10 protein-coding genes, 1 pseudogene and 1 riboswitch are annotated in these 14,208 nt (G+C 68.6%); of the genes and pseudogenes, 5 read left to right on the top strand and 6 right to left on the bottom strand.

Features of this window, described 5'->3' with window-relative positions; translation table 11 throughout:
• On the bottom strand, positions 1-851 hold an 851-nt coding region (locus tag A9X03_RS19190; protein WP_067780878.1), incomplete at its 3' end, for an alcohol dehydrogenase catalytic domain-containing protein.
• A gap of 310 nt (positions 852-1,161) precedes the next feature.
• Here A9X03_RS19190 and A9X03_RS19195 point away from each other — a divergent pair.
• A complete protein-coding gene (locus A9X03_RS19195) occupies positions 1,162-3,216 on the top strand; it encodes an acyltransferase family protein (protein WP_197498987.1) in 2,055 nt (684 codons plus the stop codon).
• On the opposite strand, the gene A9X03_RS19200 is transcribed toward A9X03_RS19195, so the two are convergent.
• On the bottom strand, positions 3,213-3,872 hold the full coding sequence (locus A9X03_RS19200; RefSeq protein WP_068262452.1) for an O-methyltransferase: 660 nt from the start codon (positions 3,870-3,872) through the stop codon (positions 3,213-3,215). The two genes, A9X03_RS19195 and A9X03_RS19200, sit on opposite strands and share 4 nt — an antisense overlap.
• 125 nt (positions 3,873-3,997) lie before the next feature.
• Positions 3,998-4,183, top strand: a riboswitch (M-box (ykoK) riboswitch).
• 273 nt (positions 4,184-4,456) lie between these two features.
• Here A9X03_RS19200 and A9X03_RS29360 point away from each other — a divergent pair.
• Positions 4,457-4,666 carry a hypothetical protein gene (locus A9X03_RS29360; RefSeq protein WP_156746603.1) on the top strand — a complete coding sequence of 70 codons (210 nt, stop codon included), beginning with the start codon at positions 4,457-4,459 and terminating at the stop codon, positions 4,664-4,666.
• Positions 4,667-4,795: 129 nt separating this feature from the next.
• Positions 4,796-5,005, top strand: a pseudogene (locus A9X03_RS30415) (manganese transporter); the annotation flags it as partial.
• Here the strand turns inward: A9X03_RS30415 and A9X03_RS19205 are convergent.
• From A9X03_RS19205 to A9X03_RS19215, 3 genes are all read right to left on the bottom strand, one after another.
• Complete coding sequence (locus A9X03_RS19205) at positions 4,997-5,941, bottom strand: NADP-dependent oxidoreductase (protein ID WP_068262458.1); 945 nt, start codon at positions 5,939-5,941, stop codon at positions 4,997-4,999. The pseudogene A9X03_RS30415 and the gene A9X03_RS19205 sit on opposite strands and share 9 nt — an antisense overlap.
• A 195-nt stretch (positions 5,942-6,136) precedes the next feature.
• Positions 6,137-9,727 carry a carboxylic acid reductase gene (gene car, locus A9X03_RS19210; RefSeq protein ID WP_068262455.1) on the bottom strand — a complete coding sequence of 1,197 codons (3,591 nt, stop codon included), beginning with the start codon at positions 9,725-9,727 and terminating at the stop codon, positions 6,137-6,139.
• 141 nt (positions 9,728-9,868) lie between these two features.
• On the bottom strand, positions 9,869-10,624 hold the full coding sequence (locus tag A9X03_RS19215; RefSeq protein WP_067749835.1) for a L,D-transpeptidase family protein: 756 nt from the start codon (positions 10,622-10,624) through the stop codon (positions 9,869-9,871).
• A 398-nt stretch (positions 10,625-11,022) separates the two neighbouring features.
• Between A9X03_RS19215 and A9X03_RS19220 the strand changes: the two genes are divergently transcribed.
• Positions 11,023-11,955 carry a LysR family transcriptional regulator gene (locus A9X03_RS19220; protein WP_068262461.1) on the top strand — a complete coding sequence of 311 codons (933 nt, stop codon included), beginning with the start codon at positions 11,023-11,025 and terminating at the stop codon, positions 11,953-11,955.
• On the opposite strand, the gene oxc is transcribed toward A9X03_RS19220, so the two are convergent.
• Positions 11,939-13,669, bottom strand: coding sequence for an oxalyl-CoA decarboxylase (oxc, locus tag A9X03_RS19225; protein WP_067780888.1), 1,731 nt, complete (start codon positions 13,667-13,669; stop codon positions 11,939-11,941). The genes A9X03_RS19220 and oxc overlap by 17 nt on opposite strands.
• 257 nt (positions 13,670-13,926) lie before the next feature.
• On the opposite strand from oxc, the gene A9X03_RS19230 reads away from it, so the two are divergent.
• A partial coding sequence (locus A9X03_RS19230; protein ID WP_156746604.1) for an AMP-binding protein occupies positions 13,927-14,208 on the top strand: 282 nt, incomplete at its 3' end.

Here is a 14,208-nt window from a genome sequence, read left to right on the forward strand (position 1 = left end):
CCGTGCAGGTGCACCATGGAGAAGAACAGCTCATCGCCGGGCAGCGCGACGTCGTGCGAGAGGCCGACGTAGCCCACGTGACCGCCCGGTCGGGTGGCGGAGATCGCTTGCATCATCGATTGCTGGGTGCCGACCGCCTCCACGACGCTGTGGGCGCCGAGGCCGTTCGTCAGGTCTTTGATCCTGGCCACACCTTCGTCGCCGCGTTCTTCGACGATGTCGGTCGCCCCGAACTCGCGGGCCAACGCTTGGCGATCGCGGTGCCGGCTCATCGCGATGACCCGCTCGGCGCCGAGTTGCCTGGCGGCCAGGACGCCGAGCAGTCCGACCGCTCCGTCGCCGACCACGGTGACGGTCTTGCCGGGACCGGCCTCGGCCGCCACCGCGGCGAACCAGCCGGTGCCCAATACGTCGGAGGCCGCCAGCAGGCTGGGGATCATCTCTGCGGGCGGCATCTCGGGCGTGGCCACCAGGGTGCCGTCGGCCAGCGGGATGCGCGCGTATTGGGCCTGGGTGCCGATGTTGCCCATGAGTTCACCGTGCACGCAGCGGCTCTGATAGCCCGCTCGGCAGATCTCGCAGGTGTTGTCCGACGTGACGAAGGAGCCGACGACGAATTGGCCGGGCGCGACGTTGCGGACGTCGCTGCCGACCTCCTCCACGATGCCCACGTATTCGTGTCCCATGGGGGCGTTGTGCACCTCGTCGGCGCCGCGGTACGGCCACAGATCCGAACCACAGATGCAGGTCGCCGACATCTTGATGATCGCGTCCGTCGGATGGATTATCTCGGGATCACCCCGGTCTTCGACTCGCACGTCCCCCGGGGCATGCATTACGACGCCGCGCATGGGTGAGCCCTCCTCTGCATCATCATTGGTCGTTGTCGACCCTAGTCGCGGCGGCCGCGAGCCGCGCGGGCACCGGCGCCGCTCACGCGCGCGCGTTCGTGTCGACGCGCCGCCGCTGCCGGCCCTCAGCCCGCGGGCTCGAACTCTCCGACGAAATCGGAAAACCGTTGCGTGTCTTCCGCGCAAGCGCCACCGGCGCCTTTAAGCTGGCTCCGATCAAGAGGAGGGGCAGCGACGTATCGGCATCAACTATGGCGCCGGGCGACAAGGTGGTCAGGGCGCGCTAACCGCGAGTGCTGAGCCGGGCGGGATCAATACCGCGCCGGCTCGCCGTGGTCGGCGGACCCGGTGGGTCGCTCCCGTGCGCAGGGTCGGTCGGCTGGCGATCTGGGACAAGCCGGAGCGGCGCAGCGGGATTCCGGCGCTCGACGGGCTGCGTGCGATCGCCGTCGCGCTGGTGCTGGTCGGCCATGGCGGCATCCCCGGGGTGGGCGGCGGATTCATCGGTGTCGACGTCTTCTTCGTGCTCAGCGGATTCCTGATCACCTCGCTGCTTCTGGACGAGCTCGGCCGCACCGGCCGTATCGAGCTGACCGGCTTCTGGATTCGCCGCGCACGGCGGCTGCTGCCGGCCCTGGTGCTGATGGTGCTCACCGTGGGCGCCGCCCGCCAACTCCTTCCCGACCGCTCTCTCACCGGCCTGCGCGACGACGCGATCGCGGCCTTCCTGTGGGTGGCGAACTGGCGGTTCGTCGCCCAGAAGACCGACTACTTCACGCAGGGTGCCCCGCCTTCGCCGCTGCAGCACACCTGGTCACTCGGGGTGGAGGAGCAGTACTACTTCGTGTGGCCGGTGCTGCTGATCGCGGTGACGCTGGTGTTGGCCGCGCGCGCGAGGCGCCGCTTCACCCGCGCGACCGTCGGCGATGTCCGATTCGCGACGTTCGTCATCGCCACCCTGGGGGCCCTGGCTTCGGCCGCGGTCGCCATGGTGATGGTGTCCGACGGCACCCGGGATCGCGTGTATTTCGGCACCGATACCCGCGCGCAGGCGTTGCTGACCGGCGCCGCGGCGGCGGCTCTGCTGGTTCGCGACTGGCCGTCGCTGAACCGCGGCTGGTGCCTGATCCGAACCCGGTGGGCGCGGCGCGTCGCCCGCGTTCTGCCGCTCGTCGGGCTGGCGGGACTCGCGGCGGCGACCCACTACGCGACGGGCGACAGCGGCGAATTCCGCCACGGTCTGCTCATCGGGGTCGCGGTTGCGTCCGTCGTCGTGGTGGCGCCGGTGGCCTTGGAGCAGCGCGGGGTGGTCGCCCGCATCCTGGCCGCGCCCCCGCTGGTGTGGCTGGGCACGATCTCCTACGGCGTCTACCTGTGGCACTGGCCAATCTTCCTGGCACTCAACGGCGAACGCACCGGATGGAACGGGTTGCCGCTGTTCGCCGCGCGGTGCGCTGCGACGGTGGCGCTGGCCGCGGCGTCCTGGTGGCTGATCGAGCAACCGATCCGGCGTTGGCGGCCGGCGCGGGTACCGCTGCTGCCGTTGGCTGCGGCGACCGTGGCCAGCGCCGCCGCGGTGACCCTGCTGGTGGTCCCGGTGGGGACCGGTCCCGGCCTGCGCGAGGCCGGCCTGCCGCCGGGAGTCTCGGCGGTCGCCGCCGTGTCCCCGTCGCCGCCGGGCGGCGGCCGCCCCGCCGGTCCCCGCGATCCCAACCGGCCGTTCACCGTTTCGGTGTTCGGGGATTCGATCGGGTGGACGTGGATGCATTACCTGCCGCCGACGCCGGGATACGCGTTTCTCGACCACACCGTCATCGGCTGCAGCCTGGTGCGCGGCACGCCGTATCGGTACATCGGTCAAACCCTGGAGCAGAGGCCGGAGTGCGACGGTTGGCCGATCAGGTGGGCGACGCAGGTCGCCCAGGACCAACCGGATGTCGCGCTGTTGGTCATCGGCCGTTGGGAAACGGTCGACCGCGTCAACGAGGGTCAGTGGACCCACATCGGCGATCCCACGTTCGACGCGTACCTCAACGGTGAGCTGGAGCGGGCGCTGAACATCGTGGGGTCCACCGGCGTTCGCGTGGTGGTCGCCACGGTGCCCTACAGCAGGGGCGGCGAAAAGCCGGACGGGCGACTGTATCCGGAGGACCAACCGGATCGGGTCAATCTGTGGAACACCATGCTGCGCAAGACGGTGAGCCATCACCCCAACGTGCAGATCCTGGACCTGAACAAGAAGCTCTGCCCGGACGGCGTTTACACCGCCAAGGTCGACGGCATCAAGGTGCGCAGCGACGGCGTCCACCTCACGCCCGAAGGGGTGAAGTGGTTGACGCCGTGGCTCGAGGAATCGCTGCGTTAAGCCCCGGTGCGGCAGCTCAATTCCATGCTGTCGCTGTCCCGGACCGCGAAGTTGAAGCTGACGTAGCCGTTCTCGGGATCACGCACCCGGTCCAGATACGGTTGGGTGTCCGCGGCGCTGGCGTTGTCGGCGACCACCAAGGCGCCCGTCGACAGCCGCGGCTCGAGCAGCTCGATCACCGGCAGGTACAAGTCCTTCCAACCGTCGAGCAAGACGAAGTCGACCGGTCCGTCCAGGGTGGCCAGCGTGGCCAGCGCGTCCCCTTCGAGGATCGTGATCACGTCGTCGAGGCCGGTGCTGGCGAATGTCTGTCTTGCGGCGGCGATCTTGGAGTCGTTGAGCTCGGTCGTCACCACTCGGCCGGCGCCGTTGTCGCGCACCGCAGACGCCAGGTGGACGGCGGAGATGCCGAACGACATGCCGAATTCGACGACCGTCGCCGGACGGGTCGCGCGCACCAGCGCATAGAGCAACCGGCCGGCCTCGGGCGTGACCGGGATGTAGAACTCGCTCATCGCGTCGGCGCGCTCCTGCGCCGTCATCGGCCGGTCGAAGTCACCAATCCGCTGACGCAACAGCGACATCTGGTTCTGGGCTTCGGCGTACATGCGGTCGAGCACGGATGCGACCTTCGGGTCTTGGAGAGTGTTGGCCATGCCGTCGAGGGTAGGCGTCGGCGGCGCGCGAGCGGCTGCGCAGCGGCGGCGGGGGCCACGACCTGCCGCAATGGCTACGTAAATGAGTTTGACGGGCACTGGGCCGCGGTGTAAAAAGGTCTTCGCAAGCACCTCGGTAGGTGAGGCGTCTGCACGGACACAGGCCACTGACCCCGAACGTCGAGAGACGCCCCGGGTCAGGACAGCTCTTCCCGGACCCAAGGGTTGAGCCCAAGTGGCTTCCGGAACGGCCATCAACGGAGTTCCGGATACGCCGTGCAGTGCCGAAGCTCCGACGAGAGGGGTGCGACGGCGGCGTGTTGCCGGCATTCGCTCCTCCCTCGTTCAGGTGACATGTGATGACACCCGCGCGTGTCATGGCCGTGAGGAGGTGAGGGCGAGATGAGTCCAGGCGATAGTCCCTATCCGAAATCCGTCTTGTCCCGATCCGGTTCCGGCATTCATTCTGCCGCTTGAGCTTTCGCGATCATCGCTGGCAATCCGGGCACGTTCAACGCGCCCGCGGCTCGCCGTCGCTGTCCGCCTGATCTGAGCCGATCGGACCTCCCCTGAAGGAGAAGATCATGGCTTTTGTTGTCACACAACGTGTTACCGGTCGCACCGGGGGGCGCGGCCGGGCATTGCTGCGGTCGGCGCGCCTGCTGGCGACCAAGCTGCACGCGCGGAGCGGCCTGACTCCCCAGGAGCGGGCGAACCTGTACGTGTCGCGGATGCCGATCGCGGTGGTCACGGCCTCGCTGGGCGGCCACCCCTCGACCGGCGACCGCCGGTGACGCTTCGGGCGAACACACCATGACCCCCGTGTCATCCGAGGCCCTCGGCGCCGTCAGCGCGCCAACGACTCCGGCCGCGCCACCCGCCGGCGACATCGTCAGTGCGTTCGGCCGCATCGGCGCGACGGAGCCGGGGCCGCGGTACGGGCGCTCGGGGGCGGCCTGGATCCCGAGCAGGTCGACGAGCTCGACGACACCCCAACGCTCACCCGCGCGGAGCGCCGCGCGGTCCGCCGGGCGGGGCTGTTCACCCTGCGGGCATATCTAGTCGTCGCGGTAGCCCTGGTGGTGGTCAAGATCGTGCAGGCGGGAGTCGTCGGCCCCGCCGCGTCATTGTGAATCCGTAGGCAGCAGAACGATTTTGCCGCGGGTGTGGCGCTTCTCCAATTCTTCGTAGGCGTCGGCGACCCGATCCAGCGGGTAGGTGGCGGCGACCTCGAAATCGATCGCGCCGTCGGCGACGAGGCCGGCTATCTCGGTCAACACCTCCGGCGTGGACGCCTCGGCGCTGCCTTCGGTCTTGGCGCCCACCTCGGCGGCCTTCTGGAACGAGATGATGGTGTCGATTCGCTCGGGTGCGACGCCGAGATCGACGGCAAGCTGCACGTAGTCGGGGCCGAACAGGTCGATGAACGCGTCGATTCCGGATGGTGCCGCCTCGCGCAGCCGAGTGGTCAGCCCGTCCCCATACGGAATCGGGATGGCGCCGTGGGCGCGCAGCCAGTCGGCGTTGTCGGGTCCGGCGATGCCGAGCACCCGTGCCCCGCGGAGCGCGAGAAGTTGCACGGCGATGCCCCCCACCCCGCCCGCGGCCGCCGAGACGCCGACCGTCTCACCCGGTTGCGGTGCCACGGCCCGGACGGCAGCGTACGCCGTCACGCCGACGACGTAGAGCGAACCCGCCACCTCCCAACTGAGTTGGGGCGGTTTGCGGATCAGCTGGCCCACTGGGACGGCCGTGTGGGTCGCGTGGCTGGATCGGCGGAAGCTGAACCCCAAAACCTCGTCGCCCACCGCGAATTCGGTGACCCCGGCGCCGACCTCGGTAACGACCCCGGCGAGGTCGCTGCCCTGCCCGGATGGGAAGGTCGCGGGAAACATCTCATGCATCGCGCCGCTTCGGATAGCCGCCTCACCCGGATTGATCCCCGCGGCGCGGACCTCGACCACCACCTCGCCGGGCCCGGGCCGAGGCATGTCGATGTCGGCCACGTACAACACCTCCCGGCCCCCGTACCGGTCGAACCGTACGGCGCGCGCCGCAGCAGCCGTCATGTCGTTTCCTCCCACCGCGAGCATCCCTTCCCTCAGCCAGCATAGGCACGCAAAGGCGGGTGCCCAGTGCCCGTCTGGTGGCGCGGCCGCGAAGGCACCAGCGGCGTCAGACGCGGAAGGAACGCCCATGGAGGTGCGGTCGACGTCGGACGTAAGCAAGAGGTCGCGATCATGAGGGGCTTGCCCGGCTAACCACTACACCATCCCGAGCAACCGCAAGTCGAGCACGTACTTGGCGATCAAGTCGGCCGACAGGTGCGGAATGTCCTTGTCCGCACCGATCTTTGCGGCCTGGACCGCCGCACGGAAGACGTCGGTCGGGGCCGGCGCCCCGCGCAGCGGCCGCTCCGGCTGGTGGTAGGCGTCCAGCAACGGCAGCACGGATTGTTGCCGCTGCTTGTCCGGCAGGGCGCGGAGCGCCGTGCCGAACCGCCGGAGCCACTCGTGGTAATCCTCGATGCGCCGGATGTCGTGGCCGTCGGCGATCAACCAGTCCACGAACACGTCCAGGGAGATCCCGTCGTCGTGCGGGTTCATCACGTCGAAGGAGCGGAACGTCCCGGACGGCTCCGGCTCGTCGGGGGCCATCGCGAGCTGCTCGCCGAGCGCCGCCACGGCCTCGGCCACGAAGTCCGCGGGCAGGCCGTCGTAGTGGGCCCTGGCCCGGTCGCCGGTGCCGGTGGGCTCGTAGAACGACGACGGCGCGATTCCGGTGACCAGCAGGCTGAAGATCAACCGCGTGAAGGCATCTGGAACGTTCAGCTGCCCGGCGTAGCGGCTGTGGGCGAGGATCATGTCGGACCGGAAGACGGCGACCGGCAGCTCGCAGAGATCGTGCGCCTCGCGCAGCAGCACCTCTCCGGCCCACTTGCTGTTCGCGTACCCGTTTGCGTAGCCGGATCCGATCGGCCGCACCGGGCTGATCGTGCGGATGTCACCGTCTTCGGTGAACTGGGCCGGATCGACGGACATGGCCACGGCGACCGTCGACAGATAGGTCACCGGTTTGATGCGTGCGGTGAGCGCCAGGCGGATGATTTCAGCGGTGCCAACGATATTGGGCCCGAACAGCTGGTCGTACGGCAACACGTGATTGACCAGCGCCGCCGGGTGAACGATCATGTCGACGCTGCGGGCCAGCCGGTCCCACGTCGCTTGGTCCAGCCCCAGGCTCGGCTCGCCGATGTCGCCGGCGATGACCTCGAGGTGGTCGGCCGCCAATTCGCGGAACCGATCGACCAGATGCGGGTCGCCACTTCGGTAGACACCTTCGAGACGCTCGGCGGCCGCTGCCGCATCGGTGCCGCGCACGATGCAGACCAGTCTTCCGCCCGTCTCGGCGAGGCGCCCCAGCCATTCCAGGCACAGGAAGCGGCCGAGATAGCCGTTGGCGCCGGTCAACAGCACCGTGTGCGGTGTGCCGGTGGCCCGCGGCAGGGTGGGGGCGTCGGCCAGCGTCTTCGGGTCGAGGAATTTGTCCAGCCTGAGGTCGGTCGCGCGGGCCTCGGTGGCGTCCCTCCCGTGCACGGACCCGAACGTCGGGCGGCGTGACCCCGAATGGCGCTCGGCCTCAACGAATTCCGCGAGCTGAGCCAGATCGGTGGCCGGACCGATGATCATTCCCACTGGCACCTCGACGTCGAAGATGTCCTGCAGCAGGTTGGAGAAGGTCAACGCCGACAGCGAATCCCCGCCGAGTTCGATGAACAGGGCGTCGGGGTCGGGCGGACCGCCGGCGAGGCCGAGGAGCGCCTCGGCGGCGCGGGACAGCGTGTCGATGACCGGCCGATCCGCCGCTCCCTCTCGCAGCGCCCGCAACTCGGAAACCCGGTTGGCGGCCAAGTCCGCGTACAGCTGCTCGAGCCGGTCGCCGTAGTGCTCCTTGAGCTTCGGCCGGAGCAGCTTGCCCACCCCGGACAGCAGACCGTTGTCCTCACTGAACGGCTCGACCTCGACGAGAAAGTCGGCGGGCACCTCGTAGGACTGCAGCTCGGCGAGGCCGGCTGCCTGGCGCAGGGATTCGTGCAGAGCGGTCTTCATCCCGTCGGCATCACCGGCGAACCTGTCCAGCGCGTCGGCGGTCGGCACGATGACGGCCAACAGATACGGGCGTTCGCTGTTGCCGTAGACGAAGATCTGCCGAATCAGCGCCGCGCTGCTGAACACGGCCTCCAGGCTGGCGACGGCGACGAATTCGCCTTGGGCGAGCTTCAATACGTTGTTGCGCCGGTCGACATAGGCGAGCCGGTTCGGCTCCAGCTCCGCCATCACATCACCGGTCCGGTAGTAGCCCTGCGCGTCGAAGGCATTGGCGGTGACGTCCGGGCGCTTGAAGTATCCGGGCGTGGCCGTCAGCGACTTGACGAGCAGCTCGCCCCGCGGAAAGGGCTTGTCGGTAAGGAAATAACCCAACTCGGGTACGTCGATGAGCTTGTAGTCCAAGACCGGCGGCGCAGCGATCCGGCCGTCCTTGGTCACCATCCCGACCTCGGTCAGCCCGTAGCCGTCGAGGACATGGACCTCCAGGCAACTCTCCACGAAGGCCCTCATCTCGGCTGCCAGGGGCGCGGTGCCGCAGAAGGCGGTGACGATGCGCCCGCCCAGCACCCGCTCGCGCAACTCGGTGCGCGCCTCGGCTTCCGCGGATTCCGCGTCGGCCCCCTGGGCGACCCGCCGGTCGACGGCACTCTGGTAGCGCTGGTACAGCATCTCCGCCACCCGGGGTACCAAACCCATTTCGGTGGGGCGCACCAGGTTCCAGTCGTCGAACAGCGTGGACAGGTCGCTCTCGGGCACGAAGTAGCTGGTGCCGCCCGCCTGGAACGCAGTCGACAGGGGGATCCGGCCGCCGAGGTGATTGAGCGGCATGAAATTGACGTTGAACACGGGTGTGTCCGCGAAGTCGGGCATCAGCTCGTTGGTCCACAGCTTGCACAGCATGCGCTCGGTGTACATGGCACCCTTGGGCAGCCCCGTGCTGCCCGAGGTGTACATGATCATGGCCAGCCGCTCGTCGGTGCCGCCGGCGTACGCCGGCTCGGGCGGCAGGGCGCGGCCGCGCTCGATCAGCTCGTCGAACGTCTCGATCGTCACCGGCATGCCGGCGGCCGAAAGCTTCGCCCGCGCACGCGCCAAAGCCTCGCGCTGATCGTCGATTTGGGGGGAGTAGTCGAAGACCACCAGGCGTCTCACCGACGCGCTGCCCAGCGCCGCTTCGACGGCCAGGTCGAGGTAGCCGGCGCCCGCCGCGAGTACTCGCGGCTCGACCTCGGCGACGATGGGCCGCAACCGGGACGCCGCCGCATTGTGCTGCAGGGGCACCGCGACCAGCCCGAGATACCCGCAGACCAAATCCAGGGTCAGGTACTCGGCGCTGGCGAAACCGACTGTGGCGACGAAGTCTCCGGGCGCCACCGGGTGAGCCGTGTCGTTTCGCCATGCGGTGGCGATCGCTCCTACGTTGGCCCACAGATCGCGGTAGTTGAGGGTCTCGAACCGGGGGAGCAATTGCGCAGTGGTGCGGCCGCTTTCGGGATCGGTGACCAACGAGCGTGCCCGCCAGCCCAGCGCCGGACGATCGGCGTAACCGTCGACGAAAGTCTGCAGGATCTCGGTCAGCCGCAGTCCCGGCCGGCGGGCCGTCCGCTGGAGTGACGGGTCCGGCTTGGCGCTCCGGAACTGCTCGTCCCCCGCGTCCAGTCGGCTAATCCGGTCGGCCACCCGCTCGCGCGCCGCGCTGCTCGCACCCGCAACGTTCGATTCTTCGTGCGCCGCGTCACCGGTCATGAACAGCCTCTCGCTCGGGTCCTCGTCCTACCGGAACTCACCGTCGCGGGCCAGTCTTCCGTTCAACCGTTGTGACGGTTGTCACAGGGGAGGGAAGGTCGGATCACGCCGCGTTTCAAAAGGGCGCGTGCGCCGCCAGGATCAGGCGACGACCTGAATCGGATCCCCCACGTTCACCTGGTTGAAGTACCAGGCGGCGTTGTCGGGGCTGAGGTTGATGCAGCCATGGCTCACGTTGGCGTAGCCCTGAGAATCGACCGACCAGGGCGCGGAGTGCACGTAGACGCCGCTCCATGTGACGCGGACGGCGTATTGGGCGGTGATCTTGTATCCCTCGGGTGAACTCAGCGGGATGCCGATGGTCCGCGAATCCATCACGACCGACCGCTCCTTTTCCAGGGCGGTGAAGTTGCCGACCGGCGTGGGCCGGCTGGGCTTGCCCATCGAGGCGGGCATGGTGCGCAGCACCTCGCCGTTTCGGCTGACGGTGAAGGTGTGCCCGGAGATGCTCGCAACGCCGAGAAGCGCGTCACCGGTGTCGAATCCCGTCGTGAGGGCCTGGATACCCACCGAGACGTGGGTGTGAGGAGGCCAGTACTGGTTCGGCACCCACTGCACGACATCGTCCTTGACCCATTCGAAGTGCCCCGGTGTGTTGCTCGGCGACGTCACGTGGATGGACCGCTCGACGGCGGCGCGGTCACCGACGGGTGCCCGGAAAGTCACCACCACCGGGTGCGCGACCCCCACCACCGCGCCGTCGGCCGGCAAAACCGCGGCGATGCCGGGCATGGGTTGGGGAGCGGGAATGGCGGCGTGGCTGCGGCCGGTCGCTCCGACGAGGCTCAGCGTCGTGATCGCGACCATAACAAACAGATAACGAACACCGCGGCGCATGGCGTCCACCCTTCGGTATGGTGCGATAAACACCAGATTATTCTACTGGCTGCCCCGGCGCTGCCGCTTTCAGCAAACTCTGGCGGGTTCGCCGCTCAGCGGTAGCGATCCGATCATCGCGTAGATTCCGCCATGTTGACTGGGTGCTCGGTTCATGGCGGACCCTGGCCCGGTCTGACGGGGATTACCATTTTGGGCTGGAGATAAACGACCCGCTTGCGCGGCGGTTGCCGCCGTCGGGGCGGTTTCCCACCAGCGCAGTCGCTTTCGGGGTGCGGCCGAGTTCGGCCCGCCCGCGCCGCCGCTTTCCACCGAGCTTCCTCGCCGGCCCGCTGATTGGCCGGGGCGCCGGTGACGCGTTAGCCTCAGCAAAACTCCTTCGGGCCGAGGAGGTGCGGGTGCTCTTCCGTCAGCTGGAGTATTTCGTCGCGGTCGCGCAGGAGCGCCACTTCGCCCGCGCTGCCGAGAAATGCTTCGTCTCCCAACCGGCGCTCTCTGCCGCGATCGCCAAGCTGGAACGGGAACTGAACGTCACCCTGATCAATCGCGGCCACAGCTTCGAGGGCCTCACGCCCGAAGGGGAGCGGTTGGTGGTGTGGGCCAGGCGGATTCTGGCCGAACAAGACGCGTTCAAGGCCGAGGTGCATGCGGTGCGGTCCGGCATCACCGGCATGCTCCGGTTGGGGACGGTGCCCACGGCGTCGACGACGGCGTCGCTGGTGCTCTCGGCGTTCTGCTCCGAGCACCCGTTGGCGAAGGTGCACATCCTTTCCCGGCTGGCGGGCACCGAACTGTACCGTCGGCTGCGGGAATTCGAACTGGACGCCGCGATCGTGCACGCAGAGCCCGACGAGGCCCATGAGGTGAATCTGGTGCCGCTGTACCGGGAGCACTATGTGCTGTTGTCACCCGCGGACATGTTGGGGTCCGCCGCATCGACGATGACCTGGCCGGAGGCCGCCCAGCTGCCGCTGGCATTGCTCACCGCGGACATGCGGGACCGGCAGATCATCGACAAGGCATTCGCGGACCACGCCATAGAGGTGTCGCCCCAGGTCGAAACCGACTCCGTCGCTTCGCTATTCGCACAGGTCGCCGCGGGCAACTGGGCGTGCATCGTGCCGCACACCTGGTTGTGGACGTCGCCGCTGGGCCCGGAGGTCCGCGCGGTGCAGATGGTCGACCCGGTGCTCACGGCGGACATCGCCCTGGCGACCAATTCCGCAGGCCCCGGGTCGCCGATCGCCCGGGCGCTCGCCGCCTCCGCCGCGCAGCTGTCGCTGAACGAGTTCTTCGACGTGCAACTGTCGCGTATCACCCACCGGCGTTGACCGCCTTGCTGGTCGGGTTCAGGCTCGCCAGATGCCCACTTTCCACTCCCGCCGCCGGGTCGAGTTCGCAGTCGATGACCGCCGGTCCGCGAGAGCCAATCGCCTCGGACAGGGCAGAGCGTAACTCCGACGGGGTGGTGACGTGATATCCCTTGCCGCCGAAGGCCTCCGCGATCAGCTCGTGACGTGCCCGCGCGTTGAGCACGGTCGGTGCCGGGTCGGAGCCGTTGGGTGCCTCGTCGCCGCGGTAGACGCCACCATTGTTGAGAATGACCACGGTCACCGGCAGGCGGTAGCGGCAAATGGTCTCGACTTCCATGCCGCTGAACCCGAACGCGCTGTCCCCCTCGATCGCGACCACGGGCTGCCCGGTCTCGACGGCGGCGGCGATGGCGTAGCCCATGCCGATGCCCATGACGCCCCAGGTGCCCGTGTCCAGCCGGTGGCGCGGTAGCTCCATACCGATGACGTTGCGGGCCAGGTCCAGCGCGTTGGCCCCCTCGTTGACCACGTACGCCTCCGGGTTGTCCTGCAGCACAGCGCGAATCGCGCCAAGCGCGTTGTAGAAGCGCATCGGGTGCGGATCTTCGGCCAGCCGCTCGCGCATCTTGGCATCATTGCGGGCGGTGCGCTCGGCGAGCTCCCCGGTCCATTCCGCGGGCGCGGTGACGGGACGGGCGGCCAAGCCGTCACGCAACGCCGTCATCACCGAGCCGATGTCACCGGCCAGGGGCGCCGCGATCGGCTGATTGCTGTCGAACTCCGCCGGCGCTATGTCGACCTGAATGAACTTGGCGTGCGCCGACCACTGCGGCGAATCCCCATGCCCAAGAAGCCAATTCAGACGTGCGCCGACCAACAGCACCGCGTCGGCGCGTGCGATCGCGAGCGAGCGCGCGGCCGCCGCCGACTGCGGGTGTGAATCCGGCAGCAGGCCCTTGGCCATCGACATCGGCAGAAATGGAATGCCGCTGGCCTCCACGAACTCGCGGATCACGTTGTCCGCCTGGGCGTATGCCGCCCCCTTGCCGAGCACGATCAACGGTCGCTCCGCTCGCGCCAGCACCTGCAGCGCGCGCTCGACCGCCTCGGGTGCCGGCAGCTGCCGGGGCGCCGGGTCGACGATCCGCCAGACGGTGTCCGCGCCGGCCGCGGCGTCCATGGCTTGCCCCAGCACGTCGCCGGGGATGTCGAGGTACACGCCGCCGGGACGGCCGGAGATCGCGGAGCGCATGGCGCGCGCGACGCCGCGCCCGATGTCCTCGATCCGGTTGATCCGGTAGGCCGCCTTCACGAATGGCCGTGCGGCGTTGAGCTGGTCGATGTCCTGGTAGTCACCGCGCTGCAGATCGACCAGCGCCCGATCGCTCGATCCCGAGATCTGGATCATCGGGAAGCAGTTCGTGGTGGCGTTGGCGAGCGCCGGCAACCCGTTGAGGAAACCGGGACCGGACGTCGTGAGGCACACACCCGGCCGGCCGGTGAGGAATCCGGCCGCGGCCGCCGCATTGCCGGCCGAACCCTCCTGCCGGAAGCCGATGTAGCGGATGCCGGACGCCTGTGTGACGCGGGCGAGGTCGGTGACCGGGATGCCGACGATCCCGTAGACGGTGTGCACGTCGTTGGCCTTGAGCGCCTCCACCACCAGGTGGAATCCGTCGATCAGCCGCGCGGACCCCTGCGCCTGGCCGGGGGATGCCGAAACTGCGGTCATGGTGGTGACTCCTCACGTCTGGTCGGAGGTGAAGCAAAGCCTGCGCCCTTACTTTGACGCCGGGGCCCGGCGGGTGTCCAAGACGGGGCCGCTATGCGCCGATACATGTCATCTATCGGCGCTAGTCAGCCGCGGTTTCGGGGCGTCGATAGCCGTTGGTTATCGGCCGTGAGTGATTCGGTATTGGACGGGTGGGAGGCTCACCCGGCATGGTTCGAGCAGTTGCTTGTGACGGCGAAGCGTAAAGGAGCGAAGCGATGAGGTCTGAGGCGATCGTCAGCAGCGAAGCCGCGGGGTCGACGGAGATCCCGGATGCACGCATCGTGGATCTGGTCGAGGAGGTGGCCCGCCGGTCCCCGGAGGCGCCCGCTCTCGTCGTCACCGCCGAGCGGATACCGCTCGGCTACCGCGATCTAGTCCAGCTGGTGGACGACCTGGCCGGGCAGCTCCGACAGGCCGGGCTCCGCGCGGGTGACCGTGTCGCGCTGCGCTCCGCAAGCAACGCTGAATTCGTCGTCGGACTGCTGGCGGCTTCGCGG

Origin of the sequence: Mycobacterium sp. E1715 (genome assembly GCF_001667625.1) — a bacterium.
Lineage (GTDB): Bacteria > Actinomycetota > Actinomycetes > Mycobacteriales > Mycobacteriaceae > Mycobacterium.

Excerpts from the sequence above, each read along its gene's own strand:
- A9X03_RS19215 (WP_067749835.1), bottom strand. The coding sequence starts at position 10,624 with ATGCGCCGCGGTGTTCGTTATCTGTTTGTTATGGTCGCGATCACGACG.
- A9X03_RS29360 (WP_156746603.1), top strand. The coding sequence starts at position 4,457 with ATGGCTTTTGTTGTCACACAACGTGTTACCGGTCGCACCGGGGGGCGC.
- oxc (WP_067780888.1), bottom strand. The coding sequence starts at position 13,669 with ATGACCGCAGTTTCGGCATCCCCCGGCCAGGCGCAGGGGTCCGCGCGG.
- A9X03_RS19200 (WP_068262452.1), bottom strand. The coding sequence starts at position 3,872 with ATGGCCAACACTCTCCAAGACCCGAAGGTCGCATCCGTGCTCGACCGC.
- A9X03_RS19205 (WP_068262458.1), bottom strand. The coding sequence starts at position 5,941 with ATGACGGCTGCTGCGGCGCGCGCCGTACGGTTCGACCGGTACGGGGGC.
- car (WP_068262455.1), bottom strand. The coding sequence starts at position 9,727 with ATGACCGGTGACGCGGCGCACGAAGAATCGAACGTTGCGGGTGCGAGC.